The 21,003-nt window shown below is 74.0% G+C and carries 17 protein-coding genes and 1 tRNA gene; 7 read left to right on the plus strand and 11 right to left on the minus strand.

The features are described 5' to 3' along the window. Positions 1-23 precede the first annotated feature (23 nt). From selB to fdh, 6 genes are all read right to left on the minus strand, one after another. Positions 24-1,784 (minus strand): selenocysteine-specific translation elongation factor, encoded by a 1,761-nt coding sequence (gene selB, locus OHQ87_RS09895; protein ID WP_328347121.1) that lies wholly within the window; start codon positions 1,782-1,784, stop codon positions 24-26. A 1-nt stretch (position 1,785) separates the two neighbouring features. Further along, the gene (selA, locus tag OHQ87_RS09900; protein WP_328347123.1) at positions 1,786-3,084 is read right to left on the minus strand and encodes an L-seryl-tRNA(Sec) selenium transferase; all 1,299 of its coding nucleotides are present in this window, start codon (positions 3,082-3,084) and stop codon (positions 1,786-1,788) included. A 22-nt stretch (positions 3,085-3,106) separates the two neighbouring features. After that, a tRNA-Sec gene (locus OHQ87_RS09905) sits at positions 3,107-3,202 on the minus strand. Between the two features lie 45 nt (positions 3,203-3,247). Then, a complete protein-coding gene (gene nrfD / locus OHQ87_RS09910; protein WP_442930813.1) occupies positions 3,248-4,192 on the minus strand; it encodes an NrfD/PsrC family molybdoenzyme membrane anchor subunit in 945 nt (314 codons plus the stop codon). A 227-nt stretch (positions 4,193-4,419) separates the two neighbouring features. Further along, positions 4,420-5,559: a 4Fe-4S dicluster domain-containing protein gene (locus OHQ87_RS09915; protein WP_328347127.1), complete on the minus strand. Its 1,140-nt coding sequence runs from the start codon at positions 5,557-5,559 to the stop codon at positions 4,420-4,422. Further along, a complete protein-coding gene (fdh, locus tag OHQ87_RS09920; protein WP_442930733.1) occupies positions 5,552-8,878 on the minus strand; it encodes a formate dehydrogenase in 3,327 nt (1,108 codons plus the stop codon). Before fdh ends, OHQ87_RS09915 begins: the two co-directional genes overlap by 8 nt. A 373-nt stretch (positions 8,879-9,251) precedes the next feature. On the opposite strand from fdh, the gene OHQ87_RS09925 reads away from it, so the two are divergent. Both OHQ87_RS09925 and OHQ87_RS09930 read left to right on the plus strand, forming a co-directional pair. Next, positions 9,252-9,581: a hypothetical protein gene (locus OHQ87_RS09925; RefSeq protein ID WP_328347131.1), complete on the plus strand. Its 330-nt coding sequence runs from the start codon at positions 9,252-9,254 to the stop codon at positions 9,579-9,581. Beyond that, positions 9,578-10,231 (plus strand): nucleotidyl transferase AbiEii/AbiGii toxin family protein, encoded by a 654-nt coding sequence (locus OHQ87_RS09930; RefSeq protein ID WP_328347133.1) that lies wholly within the window; start codon positions 9,578-9,580, stop codon positions 10,229-10,231. Before OHQ87_RS09925 ends, OHQ87_RS09930 begins: the two co-directional genes overlap by 4 nt. Before the next feature lie 68 nt (positions 10,232-10,299). On the opposite strand, the gene OHQ87_RS09935 is transcribed toward OHQ87_RS09930, so the two are convergent. Then, positions 10,300-11,202: an SDR family oxidoreductase gene (locus OHQ87_RS09935; protein WP_328347135.1), complete on the minus strand. Its 903-nt coding sequence runs from the start codon at positions 11,200-11,202 to the stop codon at positions 10,300-10,302. A gap of 271 nt (positions 11,203-11,473) precedes the next feature. On the opposite strand from OHQ87_RS09935, the gene OHQ87_RS09940 reads away from it, so the two are divergent. Then, on the plus strand, positions 11,474-13,276 hold the full coding sequence (locus OHQ87_RS09940; protein ID WP_328347137.1) for a bifunctional metallophosphatase/5'-nucleotidase: 1,803 nt from the start codon (positions 11,474-11,476) through the stop codon (positions 13,274-13,276). 59 nt (positions 13,277-13,335) lie between these two features. Here the strand turns inward: OHQ87_RS09940 and OHQ87_RS09945 are convergent, their stop codons facing one another. Next, a complete protein-coding gene (locus OHQ87_RS09945; protein ID WP_328347140.1) occupies positions 13,336-13,521 on the minus strand; it encodes a hypothetical protein in 186 nt (61 codons plus the stop codon). A gap of 79 nt (positions 13,522-13,600) precedes the next feature. Here OHQ87_RS09945 and OHQ87_RS09950 point away from each other — a divergent pair, with 79 nt between their 5' ends. Further along, positions 13,601-14,635, plus strand: coding sequence for an NAD(P)-dependent alcohol dehydrogenase (locus OHQ87_RS09950; protein WP_328347142.1), 1,035 nt, complete (start codon positions 13,601-13,603; stop codon positions 14,633-14,635). Between the two features lie 28 nt (positions 14,636-14,663). Here the strand turns inward: OHQ87_RS09950 and OHQ87_RS09955 are convergent, their stop codons facing one another. Next, positions 14,664-15,812, minus strand: a complete 1,149-nt coding sequence (locus OHQ87_RS09955) for a geranylgeranyl reductase family protein (RefSeq protein WP_328347144.1) — start codon at positions 15,810-15,812, stop codon at positions 14,664-14,666. 130 nt (positions 15,813-15,942) lie between these two features. Between OHQ87_RS09955 and OHQ87_RS09960 the strand changes: the two genes are divergently transcribed. From OHQ87_RS09960 to OHQ87_RS09970, 3 genes are all read left to right on the plus strand, one after another. Further along, positions 15,943-16,179, plus strand: coding sequence for a hypothetical protein (locus OHQ87_RS09960; protein ID WP_328347146.1), 237 nt, complete (start codon positions 15,943-15,945; stop codon positions 16,177-16,179). A gap of 91 nt (positions 16,180-16,270) precedes the next feature. Then, the gene (locus OHQ87_RS09965; protein WP_328347147.1) at positions 16,271-17,746 is read left to right on the plus strand and encodes an MFS transporter; all 1,476 of its coding nucleotides are present in this window, start codon (positions 16,271-16,273) and stop codon (positions 17,744-17,746) included. Between the two features lie 95 nt (positions 17,747-17,841). Further along, a complete protein-coding gene (locus OHQ87_RS09970; RefSeq protein ID WP_328347148.1) occupies positions 17,842-19,467 on the plus strand; it encodes an alkaline phosphatase D family protein in 1,626 nt (541 codons plus the stop codon). Positions 19,468-19,531: 64 nt separating this feature from the next. On the opposite strand, the gene OHQ87_RS09975 is transcribed toward OHQ87_RS09970, so the two are convergent. Further along, positions 19,532-20,224 carry a hypothetical protein gene (locus tag OHQ87_RS09975; RefSeq protein ID WP_328347149.1) on the minus strand — a complete coding sequence of 231 codons (693 nt, stop codon included), beginning with the start codon at positions 20,222-20,224 and terminating at the stop codon, positions 19,532-19,534. A gap of 309 nt (positions 20,225-20,533) precedes the next feature. Beyond that, positions 20,534-20,992 carry a VOC family protein gene (locus OHQ87_RS09980; protein WP_328347150.1) on the minus strand — a complete coding sequence of 153 codons (459 nt, stop codon included), beginning with the start codon at positions 20,990-20,992 and terminating at the stop codon, positions 20,534-20,536. Positions 20,993-21,003 lie beyond the last annotated feature (11 nt).

Here is a 21,003-nt window from a genome sequence, read left to right on the forward strand (position 1 = left end):
CCCCGGCACGACGCCTCGGCCGGTCAACCGGAGCCGGTCACCTCGCGGGCGTCGTCGGGCAGCCGGCGGGTCAGCCCGCGCCGGTCCAGCAGCTCCAACAGCGGCACCGCCACCCGCCGGGTGGTGTCCAGGGCCTGCCGGGCGGCGCTGAGGGTGAACGGTTGCGGCAGCCGGGCGAGCACCCGTACCGCGTCGTCGGCCGCGTCGGGCAGCAGCACCACGTTCTCCGCCAGCCGCAGTAGCGCCCCGGCCCGGACGGCGGCACCGACCTCCCGGGGCCCGAGGCCCAGCGCGGCCAGCCGGTCGGCCTCCGGCGCGCGGAACGGGTGGGCGGCGTACTCACGGCGGACCCGGTCGACCGCCCGGGCCACCGGCTCGGGCAGCCCGCCGGTGTCACCGACGCCGATCCGGCCGGCCCGTAGCGTCAACGGCGACCGGACCAACGCCTCGACCAGCGCCCGGTCGGGCAGGCCGAGCCGCTGCCGCAGCGCCTCCACCGGGGCGCCCGGCTCCAGGGGGTGCGCGGCAGCCCAGGCGGTGACCTCCTCGACCAGCCGTACCCCCAGCTGCCGCCAGTGCCCGGGGTCGGCCAGCCATTCCCCGGCGACCGGGACGGCGTCACCGGTGATCCCCATCCGGGTCAGGTCGGTGGCCCGGACGAGCCGGCGGCGGCGCAGCTCGCCGGCCAGGTCCGGACGCCCGTCCAGGTCGACGAGGACGGCGGCGCGGGCGGCGGCGGCGCCCCGCCGGGTCAGCGGCGGCGGCGCCACGTCCAGCACGGTCACCCCACCGCAGACGTGGTGCCGCCCCGGATCGCGCAGCAGCGCCCGGTCCCCGACCAGCAGCGGCAACGGACGGGCCAACCGCAGCCGCAGGGTGTCCCCGCCGAGCGGCCGGACCCGGGCCGGCACGGCCGCCGAGCCGACGTGCAGGGTCAGCGTGGCCGGCAGGTCACCGGCCGGGTCACCGGCCAGCCGCACGTCGAGCAGGCCGGTCCGGTGGAACGCGTCGGGGGTGAGCAGCGCGTCGCCCCGACCGAGCCGGTCCCGAGGCACCCCGCGCAGGTTCACCGCCACCCGGGCCACCGCCGCGACCCGCTGCTCGGCCACGCCGAGGCGGTGCAGGCCACGGACCCGGACCGGTTCGGCGCTGCCGGCGACCTCCAACTGGTCGCCGACGCGCAGGCTGCCACCGCCGAGGGTGCCGGTGACCACCGTGCCGCTGCCCCGGATGGTGAACGCCCGGTCGATCCACAGCCGCACCGGCCGGTCGGTCTCCGGCGCGGGCAACCGACCGACCAGCCGGCCCAGGGCGGCGCGCAGGTCGGGCAGGCCGGCACCGGTGACGGCACTGACCGGCACCGACTCCACCGGGCCGAGCGACGTGGCGGCGATCTCCGCCCGGGCCTGCGCCGACGCCGGTCCGGGGTCGGCCAGGTCCGCCCGGGTCACCACCAACAGCCCGTGGGACACCCCCAGGGCGTGCAGGGCGGCCAGGTGCTCGGCCGACTGCGGCATCCACCCCTCGTCGGCGGCGACGACGACCAGCGCCGCCGGCACCGGACCCACCCCGGCGAGCATGTTCGGCACGAAACGCTCGTGCCCCGGCACGTCGACGAAGGCGATCGTGTCGCCGGTGGGCAGGGCGGTCCAGGCGAAGCCCAGGTCGATGGTCATCCCCCGGCGGCGTTCCTCCGCCCACCGGTCCGGCTCCATCCCGGTCAACGCCCGGACCAGCGTGGACTTGCCGTGGTCGACGTGCCCGGCGGTGGCGACGACGTGCATCTCAGTCGGCCACCCGCAGCACCGCGTCGCACAGCGCGCCGTCGGCGTCGGCGGGGACGCAGCGCACGTCCAGCAGGAGCCGGCCCCGCACCACCCGGCCGAGCACCGGCGGATCGCCCCGGCGCAACGGTGCGGCGTACCGCTCGGGCAGGCTCAGCGCCCAGGAGTCCAGCTCGACGCCGGGTGCCCCGCCCCCACCGACCACGGCGACGCTGGGCACCACCTCGGCCTTGCGGCCCTCGACCCCGAGGGCGTCGCGCAGCCGTTCGCAGCGGTCCCGCAACACGACCGGGTCGGCGTGCAGGGCGGACCGGGTCGGGGTGTCCGGCCCGCGCAGGGTGGCCGTCAACGCGGCGAGGGTCAGCTTGTCCACCCGCAGCGCCCGGGCCAGCGGGTGCCGACGCAACCGGTCGACCAGGTCGGCGTCGCCGAGCAGCAGCCCGGCCTGCGGGCCGCCGAGGAGCTTGTCGCCGCTGGCGGTGACCAGGTGCGCACCGGCCCGCAGGGTGCCCGCGGCATCCGGCTCGGCGGGCAACAGCGGGTCGGCGGTGAGCAGGCCGGAGCCGATGTCGACCACCACCGGCACGCCGAGGGTGGCCAACTCTCCGACGTCGACGGCCGAGGTGAAGCCGGTGACCACGAAGTTGGACGGGTGCACCTTGAGCACGAAGCCGGTCTGCGGCCCGACGGCTGCGGCATAGTCGTCGCGGGTGGTGCGGTTGGTCGTGCCCACCTCCCGCAGGCGGGCGCCGGTGCTGGCCAGCAGGTCGGGCAGGCGGAACCCGTCGCCGATCTCCACCAGCTCACCCCGGCTGACCACGATCTCCCGCCCGGCCGCCAAGGCGGTCGCCGCGAGCACCAGGGCCGCCGCGCCGTTGTTGACCACGTGCACGGCGGCGGCGTCGGGCACCGCGGCGGCCAGCGCGTCCAGCGCGTCGCGTCCGCGGCGGGCCCGCCGACCGGTTTCCAGGTCCAGCTCCACGTCGGTGCAGCCGGCGGCGGCGACCAGCGCGTCGACGGCGGCGGCGGACAGCGCGGCCCGGCCGAGGTTGGTGTGCAGCACCACGCCGGTGGCGTTGAGCACCGCGCGCGGATCCGGGGCGGGCAGCGCGGCGAGGGCGGCGTCGCGTACCTCGTCGGGGGTGATCTCACCGTGCCGGGCCCGCTGCTGGGCGTGGGCGACGGCGACCTTGACCCGCGCGCGGCCGAGGGCGGCCGTCGCGGCGGCCAACCTCGGGTCGGCCAGCAGGACGTCGGTACGGGGCACCCGCCGTCGCGGATCCGTCGACGCCTCGCCCATGCGTGTCAACTCCCCCGGTGGTTGGCGGAGACGGACGGGAATCGAACCCGCCTGGCCCGGATCCCGGACCACACCAGCTTTGAAGGCTGGGAGGGGCACCAGCCGCCTGAACGCCTCCGCCTCCGAGTCAACCACAGGGCCGTCCCGGCGGCGCGGCGAGGTGTCAGACCTGCCCGGCCTCGCGGCGACGGATCCGTTCCCGCTGCGGCAGCACCGTGTACTTCGGGTCCCGCGCCGAGGCCACCCCGCCGTGGAAGATGCCGAACCGGGTGGCCACCGAGGCGGCCAGCAGCGCCGTGCCGGCCAGCGCCGACAACGCCCGGCTGCGCCGACCGACAAGCGCCCCGACCACCCCGGCGGCGGTGAGCAGCCGACCGGCACGCAGCAGCCGACCCGCCGTGCCCTCCCGGTAGGGCTCGCTGAGCAGGCCCAGCCGGGTCTCCACCGAGTGGGCGCCCCACAGCTCCAGCGCCGCCCCGGCCACCGCCATCCGCCGGGCCGGCCCGGCCTGCGCGCAGGGCGCGGCGAGCAGCCCGACGCCGGCGCCGCTGGCCAGCGCGCTGGCCGCGAAGATGGTCGGCAGCTCCGGGTACGCCTCGTGCCAGGACGGCACCGCCGTCCCGGCCAGCAGCACACCGGTGTACGTGGCCAGCGCCGGCGCGACGGCGGCGGCGGCCAACCCGGCGACCTGCCCGGCCGGGGGCAGCAGTCGACGGGCCAGCCCGGACACGCCGCGCTCCGGCAGCAGTGGTGCCCCCTCGGCGACGGCGGCGAGCCCGGCGGCCGGGCCGTAGGCGGTGAGGATCCAGGTGCCCACCGACATCGGCGAGGTCGGCTTCGCCACCCGCAGCATGTGGTGGAACCGTGAAGGCCGCCCCAGATCGTTGACCAGGAAGTACGCGCTCGCGGTGACCGCACCCAACGCGGTGACCCGGCCGGCCCGCCGCAACGCCGGCCGGCCGGTGAGCTGCCCCCCGGCGGCCAGCAGCGACGAACCCGCGGCCAGCCCACCGGTGAACAGGTAGGCCGCGATGTCCCACCGCCACACCGGGGCCTTGAGGATCGGCCGGCCGTAGTAGGAGGTGAACTCCGCCTCCGGGACCCGCAGCTCCTCGCCGCCCCGCCGACCCCGTCCGCGCCGCCGCCTGTCGACAGGCGGAACGTCACGGGGCGGTACGACGACCGGGGTGTCGGCCGGCCCTCCGGCCGGGCCGGCACCGACCTTCGACCCATGGCCGAGCCGTGCCGAGGACCGCACCGGCTGGAGGACACCGTCGGCCGCCAGCCGCTCGCGGAAGCCCCGGAACCGCTGCCCCAGCGGGACCCGGCCCGCGGTCACGAGGACCCTCCGACGAACGCGGCGACGGCCGCCGCCGTCATGGCCAGCGCGGCCAGCCCGGCCCGCCGCCACATCCTCGGCAGATCCCGGGTGGTGACCACCGGGTCCGGCGGCAGGCCGTACACCTCGGGCTCGTCGAGGAGCAGGAAGAACGCGCCGTCGCCGCCGACGCCGTCGGTCGGGTCGTGGCCATACAGTCGGGCCTCCGGCACGCCCCGGTCGTGCAGCGCGCTGACCCGCTGGGCGGCCCGCTCCCGCAGCTCGTCGAGGGGACCGTACTGGATGGACTCGGTCGGGCAGGCCTGGGCGCACGCCGGCGTCATGCCGGCGCCGAGCCGGTCGTAGCACAGCGTGCACTTCCACGCCCGGCCGTCGCCCTTACGCTGGTCGATCACCCCGTAGGGGCAGGCCGAGATGCAGTAGCCGCAGCCGTTGCAGATGTCCTCCTGCACCACGACGGTGCCGAACTCGGTGCGGAACAGCGACCCGGTGGGGCAGACGTCCAGGCAGGCGGCGTGGGTGCAGTGCTTGCAGACGTCCGACATCATCAGCCAGCGGAAGTCGGTGCGGGTCTCGACACCGGTCCCCCGGCCCGGCGGGACGGCCCCGGGCATCCCGAGGAACTGGGTTCCCGTGCCGACGGCCCCGCCCGCAGGCACGCCACCTGTGCCGCCCGGGGCGGTGGTCGGGGCGGTGCCGCCCGGCCCGGCGGTGGTCGGGGCCGTGGCAGTGGCCATCCGGGCAGCGGCGTCGGCGCTGCCCGGGGGGACGCCCGGGTCGGTGCCGCTGGCGCTGCCGGTGCCGGCGGCGACCGCCGCCGACGCGGCGCTCGCCGACCCGCCCGTCGGATTCCCGGCGAACGGCGCGCTGCGGTGACCGGCCGGCACCGGCTGCTCGACGAAGGCCACGTGCCGCCAGGAGTTCGCGGTCAGCGCGCCGGTGTTGTCGTACGACATGCCGAGCAGGTCGAAGCCGGACTCCGGGACGGCGTTCCACTCCTTGCAGGCCACCTCGCAGGCCTTGCAGCCGATGCAGACGCTGGTGTCGGTGAAGAACCCCATCCGGGGGCCGGCAGACGTCCAGCCCGCGTCCGGGGCCGGATCGAGCGGACCGTAGAGACTGTTGCCGTCAGGCATGGTCGGCGCCCTTCTCCCGTGGCCCGTCGTCACTGGGACCCGCCGGCCGGCGGACCCGGGTCGTCACCGTCGGCGGGCGTTCACCGGGGACGATCCCGGCCCGTCGACGGTAGTCCTCGACCAGGTCCCGCAGCGGTGGGCCGGTCGGCCGCCGCCCCGGAAGGATGTCACAGGTGCCGACCTTGCTCTCCTGGATGAGCACGTTCGGGTCCAGGGTGATGCCGAACAGGTCGTTGGCCGAGTCGCCGGTGACCAGGCCCTCGTACCCGAAGTGGTACGGCAACCAGAGCTGGTGGATCACCCGGCCGTCCACCCGCAACGGGGTGAGCCGGTCGGTGACAAGCACCTTCGCCTCGATCACCGCCCGACCGCTGACCAGGTGCGCCCACCCCAGGTGGGTCAGCCCCGCCTCGGCGGCCAACTCCGGGGACACCTCCACGAACATCTCCGGTTGCAGCTCCGCAAGCGGTCGCACGGTGCGGCTCATCGCGCCGGCGGTGTGGTGTTCGGTGAGCCGGCTGACCGTGAACACGTACGGGAAGACGGCGCTGTGCTCCTGTGGCGGGCTCGGGTTCACCGAGTTCACCGGGTGGGCGTAGACCTTCCGCGTCGGGTTGGCCTGCTGACCGTAGAGCGGGTTGCGCATCGGCGACTCCGCCGGCTCGTAGTGCGTCGGCAGCGGACCGTCGAGCACCCCGCTCGGGGCGTACAGCCAGCCCTTGCCGTCGGCCTGCATGACGAACGGGTCGTCCCCGGCCAACGCCTCGGTACCCGACGCGCCCTCTGGCGGCCGGTACGTCGGCGGCTTGGTCTTCTCGAAGTCCGGCACGTCGTAGCCGGTCCACTCGCCGGCCTGCGGATCCCACCAGACGTACTTCTTGCGCTCGCTCCACGGTCGGCCCTGCGGGTCGGCCGACGCCCGGTTGTAGAGGATGCGCCGGTTCGCCGGCCACGCCCAGCCCCACTCGGCGGCGACCCAGTCCTGCTCGTGCCGGGACCTGCGCCGGGCGGCCTGGTTGACCCCGTCGGCGTAGACGCCGGTGTAGATCCAGCAGCCCACCGCCGTGGACCCGTCGTCCTTCGCCTCGGCGAACGAGGCGAGTGGGCGGCCGGTGGACACGTCGTACCCGTTGATCTCGCGCAGCACCGCCTCGGCGCTCGGTTCGGCCAGCGGGCCGTGCGTGGGGTAGTCCCAGGCCAGGTCGAGCAGGGCGCGGTCGCGCCGGTGGGCGGAACCGGCCAGCTTCTCCCGCAGCCGCCGCCCCAGGTGGTAGAAGAACCACAGCTCGGAGCGGGCGTCGCCCGGCGGTTCGACGGCCTTCTCCCGCCACTGCACCAGCCGCTGGGTCTGGGTGAAGGTGCCCTCCTTCTCCACGTGCGACGCGGCCGGCAGGAAGAACACCTCGGTACGGCACTCCTGCGGCACGATCTCGCCGGTGGCCACCTCCGGGCCGTTCTTCCAGAAGGTGGCGCTCTCGATCATGAACAGGTCGCGGACGACCAGCCAGTCCAGGTTGGCCATGCCGAGGCGCTGCGCCCGCCCGTGCGCCGAGCCGACCGCCGGGTTCTGACCGAGCAGGAAGTACCCCTTGATCTTGCCGTCGATCATGTTCAGCACCTGCTGGTAGGTGCCGTGGTCGCCGGTCATCCGGGGCAGGTGCTCGTAGCAGAAGTCGTTCTCCGGGGTCGCCGCGTCCCCCCAGTACGCCTTGAGCAGGCTCGCCGCGTACGCCCGCGCGTTGCCCCAGAAGCCCTTCTGCCCGGGGTGGCAGATGCTGTCCACCCAGTCGTCGAAGGTCGGGTGGTCGGCGTGGTGCGGCATCGGCAGGTAGCCCGGCAGCAGGTTGAACAGGGTGGGGATGTCGGTCGAGCCCTGGATGCTGGCGTGCCCGCGCAGCGCCAGGATGCCACCGCCCGGCCGGCCCATGTTGCCCAGCAGCAACTGGATGATCGCCCCGGTGCGGATGTACTGCACGCCGACGCTGTGCTGGGTCCAGCCCACCGAGTAGATCAGCGCGCCGGTGCGTTCCCGGCCCGAGTTCTCCGTCCAGGCCCGCGCCAGTTCCAGGAACTTCTCCTGGGGGATGCCGCAGACCCGCTCGACCATCTCCGGGGTGTAGCGGGCGAAGTGCCGGCGCAGGATCTGGTAGACGCAGCGCGGATGCTGGAGGGTCTCGTCCCGCTCCGCCTGGCCGTGCACCCCCGCGCCGTGCGACTCGTGGAGCAGACCTGCCGCGCTGTCGCGTTCCTTGGCGGTGTGCCCGCTGCCGGAGTCCTGCTCGTGCCCGGCGTACTGCCAGCTGGTCTGCACGTAGCTGTCGGTCTTCGGGTCGTAGCCGGAGAACAGGCCGTCGCCGTCCTCGGTGTCGACGAACTGTTCGCTGACGATCGTCGCCGCGTTGGTGTACGCCAGCACGTACTCCCGGAAATCCAGTTCGTTGTCCAGGATGTAGCGCACGACGCCACCGAGCAGGGCGATGTCGGTGCCCGCCCGGATCGGCAGATAGGTGTCGACCACCGCGCTGGTGCGGGTGAACCGGGGATCGACGTGAAAGACCTTCGCGCCGCGGCGCTTGGCCTCCATGACCCACTGGAAGCCCACCGGGTGGGCCTCGGCCATGTTCGAACCCTGGATGACGATGACGTCAGCGTTGGCGACGTCCTGTTGGAAGTCCGTCGCGCCACCGCGACCGAAGCTGGCCCCCAGACCGGGGACGGTGGCGGAGTGTCAAATCCGGGCCTGGTTCTCGATCTGGAGGGCCCCCATCGCGGTGAACAGCTTCTTGATGAGGTAGTTCTCCTCGTTGTCCAGCGTCGCCCCGCCGAGGCTGGAGATGCCCAGCGTGCGGTGCAGCGGCCGGCCCTCGCTGTCGACGTCCTCCCAGGTCTGCTCGCGGGCGGCGAGGATCCGGTCGGCGATCATGTCCAGCGCGGTGTCGAGGTCGAGGTCCTCCCAGTCGGTGGCATACGGTCGGCGGTAGCGGACCGTGGTCTGCCGCAGCGGGCTGGTGACCAGGCTCTTGCTGGCCGAACCCTTCGGGCAGAGCCGGCCCCGGGAGATCGGGCTGTCCGGGTCGCCCTCGATCTGGGTGACCCGGTCGTCGGTGACGAACACCCGCTGCCCGCAGCCGACCGCGCAGTAAGGGCAGACCGAGCGGGCCACCCGGTCGGCGGTCTCGGTGCGGGCGGTCAGCTCGGCGGAACGGTCGGACTGCGCCGCCGCGCCCCGGCCCAGCGGGTCGGTGCCGGTGAGCTGGCGGTAGACCGGCCAGCCGGCGATGAAGGTACGCAAACCCACTGCGCTCCCCCTTCCCGGCATGATCCGTCACACGGCCGACCCCCTGAACATAGGCCAGCGCGGCGTGGTCCGCGAGCGGAGCGCGAGGATCTTTCCGCGACAGACGGCACCGCCCCCGACCTGGCGGGGTCGGGGGCGGTGGCAGAGCGCCGGTGTGCATGTCGCCTCTCGGCGCGTGGCGCAACGCGGCTCCAGCCGAACGGAACTCCGCGACGGCAATTCAGGTGAGGCCCGGGGACACTGGACACACCGACGCTCCGGTCACCAGGATACCTCGCCCGGCGCTTCACCGCCCCCTTCCGCGCGGAGCCGCAACGGTGGGCAGACGCCAAAAGATCGGCGGGTCGGGAAAGGCACGTACCTGAGCTGGTCGCACCGGCGTTACCCTGACACCATGCAGGCCACCCTGGCGACCACCCACCTGGCCCGACCGGGCCGCCCGGTGGTGGTGGCGCGTACCCTCGCCGAGCTGACCGGCCCCACCGGTGGGTTGGTGGAGCTGCCGGTCCGGTTGATGTGGAGCAGCGAGCGGACCTTCGACCTGGCCGAACCGGACGATCTGCTCTGGCTGTACGAGAACGTGCTACGGGAGACCACCCGGGCCGACGACCTGCGGGCGCTCATCGACGGGCGCACCCTGCGTCGGGTGTGGCGGCGGCTCAACCTGCCCCGGGGGGTACGGCAGGCCTGGGAGAGCCGGCACCGGGGTCTGCGTACCGCGTGACCCACCTGCACGACTTCTACCGGGAGGTGGCCCGGGTCGCCCTGACCGCGGCCGGGCCGCACCGGTTCGTGCTCGGCGGCGGGGTGGCCTGGGCGGCGCACGGCCTGGTCGCCCGCCCCACCGAGGACGTCGACCTGTTCGCCGACGTGGAGGGGGCCGCCGAGGCGGCGGCGGAAGAGGTGCGGACGGCGCTGGAGCGGGCCGGGTACACCGTCGCGGTGGCCGACCCGGACAGCGACCTCGGTGACCTGTTCGAGGGCTTCGACCGGGACATCAGGGACTTCGTGGTCGGCCGGGACGACAGGCGGATCCGGCTCACCCTGGCCCGGCTCGACAGGTACCGCTCACCTGTCGTGATGGACCTCGGCCCGGTGATGGACGTCCGCGACCTGCTCGCCAACAAGACCGCCGCCCTGGTCAACAGGCGGGAGGCCCGCGACTACATCGACGTGGCCGCCGCGCTGGCCCACTACCCGGTCGACGAGCTACTGGCGCTGGCCCGGCAGGTGGACCCGGCGCTGGAGGACGAGGACGTCCGGGCCGCCGGCCGCTACCTGGACCGGCTGCCGGACCGGCGACTCGCCCGCTACGGCCTGGACCCGGCGCAGATCGCCCAGGTGCGGCACCGGCTGACCGGCTGGCCCCGCTGAATCCCGCCCCATCCTGCCGGGTCCACCGGCCGGGCCGGACCCGGGCGCCGGCCGGTGGACCCGCGCGCTCACTTGGTGAAGCGGCCACCGGTGACGCCGAGGATCTCCCCGGTGACGTAGCTGGACTCCTGGGAGGCGAAGAAGACGTACGCGGGGGCCAACTCGGCGGGCTGCCCGGCCCGGCCCATCGGGGTGTCGGTGCCGAACTGCTTCACCTTCTCCGGCGGCATGGTCGCCGGGATCAGCGGCGTCCAGATCGGACCGGGCGCGACCGCGTTGACCCGGATCCCCCGGTCGGCGAGCTGCGCGGCGAGGCCCTTGGTGAAGTTGGCGATGCCCGCCTTGGTGGTGGCGTAGTCCAGCAGCGGCGGCGACGGGTCGAACGCCTGGATGGAGGTGGTGTTGATGATCGTCGCGCCCTCCTTCAGGTGCGGGACGGCGCTGCGGCAGAGCCAGAACATGGCGTACAGGTTGGTCTTCATCACCCGGTCGAACTGCTCGGTGCTGATCGACGTGATGCCGTCGTCCTGGGCCATCTGGTAGGCCGCGTTGTTGACCAGGATGTCCAGCCCGCCGAGGTCGGTCACGGTCCGGTCGACCAGGTCACGGCAGTGCTGCTCGTCGGTCAGGTCGGTGCGTACCGCGACACCCCGCCGGCCGGCCTCCTCGATCAGCCGCACCGTCTCCCGGGCGTCGGCGTCCTCCTCCTCGCTGAGGTAGGACACGACCACGTCGGCACCCTCCCGGGCGAAGGCGATCGCCACCGCCCGGCCGATGCCCGAGTCGCCACCGGTGATCAGGGCCCGCTTGCCGGTCAACCGGTCGCTGCCCCGGTACGACGTCTCGCCGTGGTCGGGCTCGGGGCCCATCTCGTCGGTCCGGCCGGGCACCGACTGCTGCTGGGCCGGCTGACCGTCCTGGTGGCCGTACTGCTCGGTCGGGTCCTGGGGGGTGTACTGGTCCTGGCTCACCGTGCGGCTCCCTGCCTGGTTTCGTCCGTTCTGGGTCCAAGGCTCACCTACCCCGACGGCCGAGCCGGAAACAAGCCCGACGGCCAGGCCGGAAACAAGCCGACCGCCGGGCCGGAAACACCCGCAGGCGGGGTCGCCGCGATGGCGGGAAGGTGGCCTGCGGGGTCGGCGCGGTGAACAGTTCCGGCCACTGTGGCAGGAGCGGCCGCTTGTCGTTATGGTGCGCAGCGGCGCCCACGAGGCGCATCCACCCCCATCGAAGGGCACCCTCATGACCTCCTTCCCCGACGCCTCGCGCCGCCAGGTGCTGGCCGTCGCCGCCGCTGCGGCGACCGCCCCGCTGATCGCCGGCGAACCCGCCCGCGCGGCCGAACGGAAGCCCCCGAAGGGGCCGCGGACCTGGGACCTGACCGTGCTGGGCACCTCGGACACCCACGGCAACGTCTACAACTGGGACTACTACCGCGACGCCGAGTTCGACGACAGCAGGCACAACGACGTCGGCATCGCCAAGCTGGCCACCCTGGTCAACCAGATCCGCGCCGAGCGCCGGGGCCGGGCCACCCTGGTCCTCGACGCCGGCGACACCATCCAGGGCACCCCGCTGGCCACGTACTACGCCAAGCAGGAGCCGATCACCGTCACCGGCGAGACGCACCCGATGGCCCGCGCCATGAACATCCTCCGGTACGACGCGGTCACCCTCGGCAACCACGAGTTCAACTACGGGTTGCCGCTGCTGGCGACCTGGATCGACCAGCTGGGCTTCCCCGCGCTGGCCGCGAACGCGGTGAACGCGAAGACCGGCAAGCCGGCGTTCCGGCCGTACGTGCTCAAGCGGGTGCGGCTCGGCGGGCCCGGAGCGCCGACGCTGACGGTGGGCATCCTCGGCCTGACCAACCCCGGGGTGGCCATCTGGGACAGGGGCAACGTCGAGGGCAGGCTGGTCTTCCCGGGCATGGTGGAGACCGCCGCCACATGGGTGCCGATCATGCGGGCCCGGGGCGCGGACCTGGTCGTCGTCTCCGCCCACGGTGGCGACAGCGGCACCTCCAGCTACGGCCCGGAACTGCCCAACGAGAACCCGGTGGCGCTGATCGCCCAGCAGGTCCCCGGCATCGACGCGATCCTCTTCGGCCACGCGCACAACGAGGTGGTGCAGAAGTTCGTCACCAACACCGCCACCGGGGCACAGGTCCTCACCGCCGAACCGTCGAAGTGGGGCCAGCGGCTGACCCGGATGGACTTCACCCTGACCCGGGAGCGGGGCCGCTGGAAGGTCGTCGGCAAGGGCGCCACCATGCTCGACACCAACACGGTGGCCGAGGACCCCCGGGTGCTCGCCGCCGTCCGGGGCCAGCACGCCAAGACGGTCGGCTACGTCAACACGGTGGTCGCCCGGTCCGCGCAGGAGCTGTCCGCCGCCGAATCCCGCTACCGGGACACCCCGATCCTGGACTTCATCAACCACGTCCAGACCGAGGTGGTCACCGCCGCCCTCGCCGGCGGCGCGTACGGGTCGCTGCCGGTGCTGTCGATCGCCGCGCCGTTCAGCCGTACCGCCGTCTTCCCGCAGGGCGACGTGCGCATCCGGGACGTCGCCGGGTTGTACGTCTACGACAACACCCTGGAGGCGGTGGTGCTCACCGGCGCCGAGGTGAAGGCGTACCTGGAGTTCTCGGCGAAGTACTTCACCACCCTGCCGGTCGGCGCGCCGGTCGACCCGGCGACCGTCAGCGACCCGGCGGTCCCGGACTACAACTACGACGTGATCTCGGGGCTCGACTACGACATCGACGTCTCCCGGCCGGTCGGCCAGCGGATCACCCGGCTGGTGCTGCCGGGCACCGACACCCCGGTCGCCGCCGACGCCCGGTTCGTCGTCGCGGTGAACAACTACCGGCGCAGCGGCGGCGGCAACTTCCCCGGCATCGTCAAGACGCAGGTGTACAACGCGCAGCAGGAGATCCGCCAGCTCCTCATCGACTGGGCGCAGGCGAAGGGGACGATCGACCCGGCCGACTTCTTCGTGCCGAACTGGCGGCTGGTCCGCGCCGGCGTGCCGGTCTTCTGAGCGCACGGGCGGCCGGGCCGGGTGGGTGCCGCGCCCACCCGGCCCGGTCCGTCGCCCGATCAGCCGCCCGCGCGCGAGTCCTGCTCGTACTGGCCGGGGGTCGGGTCGGGACTGAAGCGGGGTGGCTCGGTCTCGGTCGACGCCCCCCGGTCCTCGGGGCGTACCGGCGGCGGCAGCTCGCCGAAGCGCACGTGCCGCAGGAACGCGTGCTGCTCGTCGGTGAACGGTGCGGTGGGTTCGCTCATGACTCGTAGTGTGCGCCCGGCATCAAGGCCGGTGGGAGGGGTAAGCGCGCGAAACCGTCGGCGACGAGAGGACGAGACCATGCGCGCGGTACGGATGACCGCTCCCGGGGTGCTCGAACAGGTCGAGGTCCCGACCCCCACGCCCGGCCCCGGTGAGGTGCGGGTACGCGTCGGCGCGGTCGGGGCCTGCCACTCCGACCTGCACATCCTCGACGCCCCGCCGGGGACCTTCCCCACCCCGCTCACCCTCGGGCACGAGATCGCCGGCACCGTGGACACCGTCGGCGACGGGATCACCGGGTGGTCCGCCGGGGACCGGGTGGCCGTCTACGGGATCATCGGCTGCGGCTCCTGTCGGGGCTGCCTGCGTGGCCGGGAGAACCAGTGCCGGAAGGTGCCGGTCGGTGGCGTCGGGCTCAGCCGTGACGGTGGGCTGGCCGAGCACGTGCTGGTGCCCGCCTCCCGGCTGCTGCCCGTCGGCGACCTGGAGTTGACACAGGCGGCGCCGCTGACCGACGCCGGGCTGACCCCGTACCACGCGATCGAGCTGGCCCGGCCGGCACTGCGGCCCGGGACGTCCTGCGTGGTGATCGGCATCGGCGGGCTGGGGCACATGGCGGTGCAGATCCTGGCCGCGACCACCGCCGTGCGGATCATCGCGGTGGACAGCGACGTCGCCGCCCTGGACCTGGCGACCCGGGTGGGCGCGCACCACGTGCTGCCGGCCGGCCCGGACACTGTCGACCGGATCCGGGAACTCGTCGGCCCCGCACCGGACGGCGCCGACGTGGTCGTCGACTGCGTCGGGGCGGACGCCACCCTCACCACCGCCCGCAACGTCGTCGCCACCGGCGGGCGGCTGCTGCTGGTGGGGCTGGCCGGCGGCACCCTGCCGGTGCGGCCGGTCGCCGACGAACCGCCCACGGTGCCGCTGGAGACCAGCGTCGAGGTCCCGTTCTGGGGCACCCGGGCGGAACTCCAGGAGGTGATCGCCCTCGGTCGGGCCGGGCTGCTCACCGCCGACGTGCAGACCTTTCCACTGGACCGCGCCCCGGAGGCGTACGACCTGCTGCGGGCCGGCGACATCCACGGCCGTGCGGTGATCGTGCCCTGACGTCGGTGGCCCCGCCGGGCGGTCGGGGTCAGCGGCCGGCGAGGTGGGCGCGCCGGCTGGCCAGCCGGTCCAGCAGGGCCAGCGCCGCCCGCACCGACCCCCGGTCCAGGGTCCGGTCGAAACTCGACCGGCCCTGGCAGAAGCGGACGAACATCGCCCAGCCGACCGGGGTAGCCAGGAAGGCGTGGCACACCTCGGGGCGACGGGCGAAGATCTCCAGCAACCGACGGCCGGCGCGCATCGACGGCACCAGGCGCTCGTGCACGTCCCGGGGGTAGCGGTCCAGGTCACCGGCGGCTACCGCCGCACCGGCCAGCGTCCCGGAGCGCAGGGCGTAGCTGATCCCCTCCCGGGTCCACGGCTCCAGCAGGCCGGCGGCGTCCCCGGCCACCAGCACCCGGCCGTGCCGCAGCGGCGCGTCGTCGACCCGGCAGCGGGTCAGGTGCCCGGAGTCGTGCTCGGCGGTCACCCCGGCCAGGCCCAGCCGGTCGAGGAGGTCCCGCAGGTAGGCCCGGGTCCGGTCGCCCTCACCCCGGGCGCCGATCACGCCGACGGTGAGCCGGTCGCCCTTGGGGAAGACCCAGCCGTACGCGCCGGGGAACGGGCCCCAGTCCAACAGCAGCCGTCCCCGCCACCGGGCCGCCTGCGCCGGTGACACCGGAAGCTCCCGTTCCAGGCCCAGGTCCACCTGACCGTAGCGGACCCCCACGTGCCGGGCGGTCACCCCGGCGGAGCCGTCCGCCCCGATCACCGTACGGGCGGTCACGGCGGTGCCGTCGGCCAGCCGTACGCGTACCCCGTCGGGGTCCTGGTCGAGGGCGCGGACGGCGACGCCCCCACGGACCTCGGCCCCGGCGGACACCGCCGCCGCGCGCAGCCGGTCGTCGAACTCGTCGCGGCGCACCATGGTCACCAGCGGTGTGCCGTGCCGTCGGGTGAAGCCCCGCCGCCCGTCCCGGGTGAAGGTCACCCGGTCGACCCGGTCGTGCGCGGGCACCTCGATCCGGCCCGCCACCGCCGACAGCGAGGTGCCGATCAGGCCGCCTCCGCAGGTCTTGTAGCGGGGGTGCACGGCCCGGTCCAGCACCAGCGTCCGCACGCCGGCCGTCGCGGCCTCCCGGGCCGCGCTGAGCCCGGCCGGCCCGGCGCCGACGACGACGAGATCCCAGCTGATCATGCCGGCCAGCCTAGGGCACCGGCCCGCCCACAGGCCCATCCGGCAGGCCCACCCGGCAGGCATTGTCGGGCCACCAGCGGGTAAGCCGGGCCACCCGACCGGTCGGCCGGGCCACCGCAAGGAGGGGACCATGCAGCAGGTACGTCTGTCGGAGGCCGAGGTACGCGTCTACGAGGCGGTGACCGTGCTGGAGACGCGCGGTCAGGTGCCGTACCCGGACCTGATCGCCGAGGAGGCCGGGCTGACCGAGCAGGACGTGCACGCCCCGCTGCGTCTGCTCACCGAGAAGGGTCTGCTGCACCGGGAGGACTCGCCACTGGCCGGGCTGGACTTCGGCCCCCGCTGGTGCGCCCGCCAGCCGGCGTGAGCGCCGGTCCGCCCCGCCCCGCAGCCGGCCCGATCGGCGGTTTGCCCCGTCGGTCGCCGGGTAGCGCTGCGGCATGCCCGATCATCGGTCCATGCCCGACCGCGATGCCACACCCGAGAGCCACGACACGCCCGACCGCCGTGCCGTGGTGAACTCGCCGGACGACCGACGCCGTTGGCAGGCCCTCGGGGTCGGTCTGGTCGCGGCGTTCATGACGCTGCTGGACGTCAGCATCGTCAACGTCGCCATCCCTTCGATGGACCGGTCGTTGCAGGCCAGCCCGAGCGACCTGCAGTGGGTGCTGTCCGGGTACGCGCTGACCTTCGGGCTGGTCCTGGTGCCCGCCGGTCGGTTCGGCGACGCCCGGGGCCGGCGCAACGCCTTCGTGGTCGGGGTCGCCCTGTTCACCGTCACCAGCGCGCTGGCCGGGCTCGCCCAGTCCCCCGGTTGGCTGGTCGCCGCCCGACTGCTCCAGGGCGTCGCCGCCGGGGTGGTCAACCCCCAGGTGACCGGCCTGATCCAGCAACTGTTCCGGGGCGCGGAGCGGGGCCGCGCGTTCGGCCTGCTCGGCGCGACCATCGGCATCTCCACCGCCGTCGGCCCGCTGCTGGGCGGCCTGCTCATCCAGCTCGGCGGTGAGGACCACGGCTGGCGGTGGGTGTTCTTCGTCAACGTGCCGGTGGGGGTGGTCGCGGTGCTGCTCGGCTGGCGGCTGCTGCCCACCCGGGCCGCCGGCCGGCTCGACCGGCACCGGCTCGACCCGGTCGGGGTGCTGCTGCTCGGGGTCGGCGTGACGTTCCTGCTGCTGCCCCTGGTGCAGCGGGAACAGTGGGCCAGCGTATGGAAGTGGGCGCTGATCCCGGCCGGGCTGGCCCTGCTGGCCGCCTTCGGCCTGTGGGAACGCCACTACGGACGCACCCGGACACCCCTGTTCGACCTGGGGCTTTTCCGGTTGCGGTCCTACACCATCGGCGCGGTGATCGCGCTCATCTACTTCGGCGGGTTCACCGCGATCTTCTTCATCTTCACCCTCTACCTGCAGAACGGCCTGGGCTACCGGGCGCTGACCGCCGGCCTGGCGATCACCCCGTTCGCCCTCGGTTCGGCGCTCGCCGCCGCCCTCGGCGGCCGGCTGGTCACCCGGTTCGGCCGCCCGCTGGTCGCCATCGGGCTGGTCCTGGTGCTGGTCGGGCTGGCCGGGGTGGTCTTCGTGCTGCGCGGCAACCCGCACGGCTCGATCCCGCTGCTCACCGCGGTGCCGCTGCTGTTCGCCGGGCTCGGCAGCGGTCTGGTGATCACCCCGAACCAGACGTTGACCCTCTCCGAGGTGCCGGTGCCGCAGGCGGGCAGCGCCGCCGGGATGTTGCAGACCGGGCAGCGGATCGGCTCGGCCGCCGGCATCGCCGCCGTCGGCGCGCTGTTCTTCTCCTCGCTGGCCAGCACCGACGGCCAGTGGTCGGCCGCGTTCCGGCACTCCCTGCTGCTGGCCATCGGCATCGTCACGCTGGCCCTGGTCGCCGCGGTGGTCGACATCGCCCTCAACCACCGTGCCGCCCACCGCCGCTGAGCGGGCCGTCCACCGCCAACCGCAGGGGAACCGTCGGCGAACACTCACCGTACGGGGCTGCGGACGGAGCGCAGCAACCGGTAGACACATAGACCATGACGAACACCCTCGACCGTCGTACCCTGCTGCGCCTCGCCGGTGCGTCCGCCGGCACCGCCGTACTCGCCGGCTCCACCCTGGCCGCGAGCGGTCCCGCCCACGCGGCGGCAGGCGCGTTCCGACACGGGGTCGCCTCGGGCGACCCGCTGCCGGACGGCATCCTGCTCTGGACCCGGGTCACCCCCGTGCCGGAGGCGGTGCCCGGCTCCGGGCTCGGCCCGGACGTCGACGTCCGCTGGCAGGTCGCCACCGACCCCGACTTCACCACGGTGGCCACCCAGGGCGTGACGCCGACCGGCCCGGCCCACGACCACACCGTCAAGGTGGTGGTGACCGGGCTGGCCCCGGCGACGACGTACTGGTACCGGTTCGGCCACGGCGACGGGTGGTCGCCGACCGGCCGGACGATGACCGCCCCTCCGGTCGACGCGGCGATCGACCGGCTGCGGTTGGGCGTGGTGTCCTGCGCGAACTGGGAGGCCGGGCACTTCGCCGCCTACCGGCGGCTGGCCGACCGGGGCGACCTCAACCTGGTCGTGCACCTCGGCGACTACCTCTACGAGTACGGCACCGGCGAGTTCGACGCCGGCGGCACGGTGGTCCGCCCGGTCGCGCCGACGCACGAGACGCTGACCCTGGCCGACTACCGGATCCGGCACGGGCTCTACAAGACCGACCCGAGCCTGCAGGCCCTGCACGCCGCACTGCCCTGGGTGATCACCTGGGACGACCACGAGGTGGCCAACGACGCCTGGTCCGGCGGGGCGGAGAACCACACCCCGGGCACCGAGGGCACCTGGTCGGACCGGGTGGCCGCCGCCCGGCAGGCCTACCAGGAGTGGATGCCGGTGCGGATCGGCGCGGACGGGGCGATCTACCGGCGGTTGCGCTACGGCAGGCTCGCCGAGCTGTCCATGCTGGACCTGCGGTCGTACCGGTCGCAGCAGGCCACCGGCACGGCGGTGGACGACCCGACCCGCACCATCACCGGCGAGGCCCAGTTGCGCTGGCTCAAAGACGGGCTGGCCACCTCGACGGCGCAGTGGAAGCTGGTCGGCAACCCGGTGATGATGGCCCGGGTCGACGTCGGCTCGCTGCCGGCGTGGCTGCTCGGTCCGCTGGGCGAGCTGCTGGGCATCCCGCAGAACGGGGCGGTGCTCAACCCCGACCAGTGGGACGGCTACAACGCCGACCGTGACCGGTTGGTCGACCACCTGCGGGCGACCGGAACGCGGGACGTGGTCTTCCTCACCGGCGACATCCACACCTCGTGGGCCAACGAGGTGACCACCCGGTCGACCGGGTTGACCAACCCGGCCGCCGCCGAGTTCGTGGTGCCCTCGGTGACCAGCGACAACCTCGACGACGTCCTCGGGCTGCCGGCGGGCAACGGGCTGAGCCTGCTCGGGGCGACCCTGCTGCGGTCGACAAACCCGCACGTGAAGTGGACGGAGCTGGACGGGCACGGCTACGGCGTGCTGGAGGTGACCCCGCAGCGCTGCCGGATGGACTGGTACCACCTGCTCGACCGGACCCGGGCCGACAGCGCGAGCCGCTGGGCCGCCGGGTTCTCGGTGGGCACCGGTTCGGCGAAGCTGCGCCGGGAGGACTCCCCGGCGTGACGCGTCGACGCCGACCGGCCGGTCCCGGTGGCGGGAACCGGCCGGTCGGCGTCGCCTCAGCGGGTCACCAGTGCTGCTGGACGATGTCCGCCGCCTGCTGCTCCCACTGCGCGTACGCGTACGGGTAGGCCGAGACCTGCACGGTCTGCGCGGCGGTGGTCAGCGGCAGGTCCTCCCAGCCGGGCACGTTCTTCAGCGCGTCGAAGAACGCCCGGGAGGCGTACCCCGGGTCGGTGATCTGTTCCGGCGTGCCCCAACCCGACGACGGACGCTGTTGGAACAGGCCCTGCGAGTCGTAGTCGTTGTATGCGCCGAGGTGCCCCAGGTTGTACAGCTTCGACTCCTGCAAGGAGGTGGCCACGCCGATCACCGCGCCACGCTCCCCCACCCCGGTCCGCTTGGCCTCCGCGATGATCGCCTTGGCGTTGGCGACCTGCGCGTCGTCCAGCGGGACGCGGGACTGGGCACCCTCCAACCCGTGCGGGATGAGGTCGTCGGTGCTCGGCTTGCCGGCCGGCACCTCGGTGGTGGGGCTGCCCGTGGTCAGGCCGGACTCGACGGTGACGCCCTGCCGGCTCTTGCCGGTCGCCAGGTCGATCGCGGCGCGGGCCCCCTCGTGGGGCGCGCTGGCGACGGGGGCGGCCACGGCCGCCGGGCCGAATGCCAGGCCGCCGAGGGCGGCGACGCCGGCGATGCTCAGTGCGGTCCTGCGGTCCTTCGCGATGGCCGGGAGCCATCGGGTGAAGTCCAGCTTCACGATGGTTGCCCTTTCGATCGTGGCGACGCGCTCCGGGGTGAGCGGGCCTCGGGGGAACTGCCACGCCGGCCGGGGTGTGGTGACCGGCGTATGGGGAACACAACCCGCCGGGCGTATCGGTCATTCCGGAAATGCCGCCACCGCCCCGGGCTGTGGCCCGGGTCACCGGCAAGCCACCCTTGCGGTTTCATACCGAACAAATCACCCGAATCGCGCGACGCTACCCGGCATACGTGGCGCGGCAGCCCGCGCGGGGTCAGGGGGCGGACCCGGCCGGCAGGTCCCCGGGAGAAGGGAACAGCGCCGGCGTCAGCCGTTGGTGCCGAAGCCGTCGGCGGTGGACCGCTCGTCGACGGCCCGCAACTCCTGGAAGAGGGTGAGCTGAAGGCCGGCCGGCGCGTCGAGCCGCGCGTTCAGCGAGTGCCAGGGGGTGACGGTGGGCGGCGCGACCTCGGTGGCCCCGGCGGCGACGAGCCGGCCGGTGACGGCGGCGGCGTCGTCCACCTCGAACGCCAGCCGGAGCCTCGGGGCCACCTGACGGCCCACCTCGACGTCGTCGATCATCCGCTTCTGCGCCGGGTTGGCGATCTCCAGGGTGGCCCGGCCCGCCTCCAGGATCACCACCCGGGCCTCCCCGGCACCGGAGTACGCGGCCTGTTCCGGCAGGCCCAGGGCGTCCCGGAAGAAGGCGACCGCCACGTCGTAGTCCTCGGCCTCCACCACCAGGCGGAGCTGCCGTACGGCCGGGGGCCGGTGGTCGTCGGTCACCGGACGATCCT

The sequence above is a fragment of the Micromonospora sp. NBC_00421 genome, assembly GCF_036017915.1.
GTDB lineage: Bacteria > Actinomycetota > Actinomycetes > Mycobacteriales > Micromonosporaceae > Micromonospora.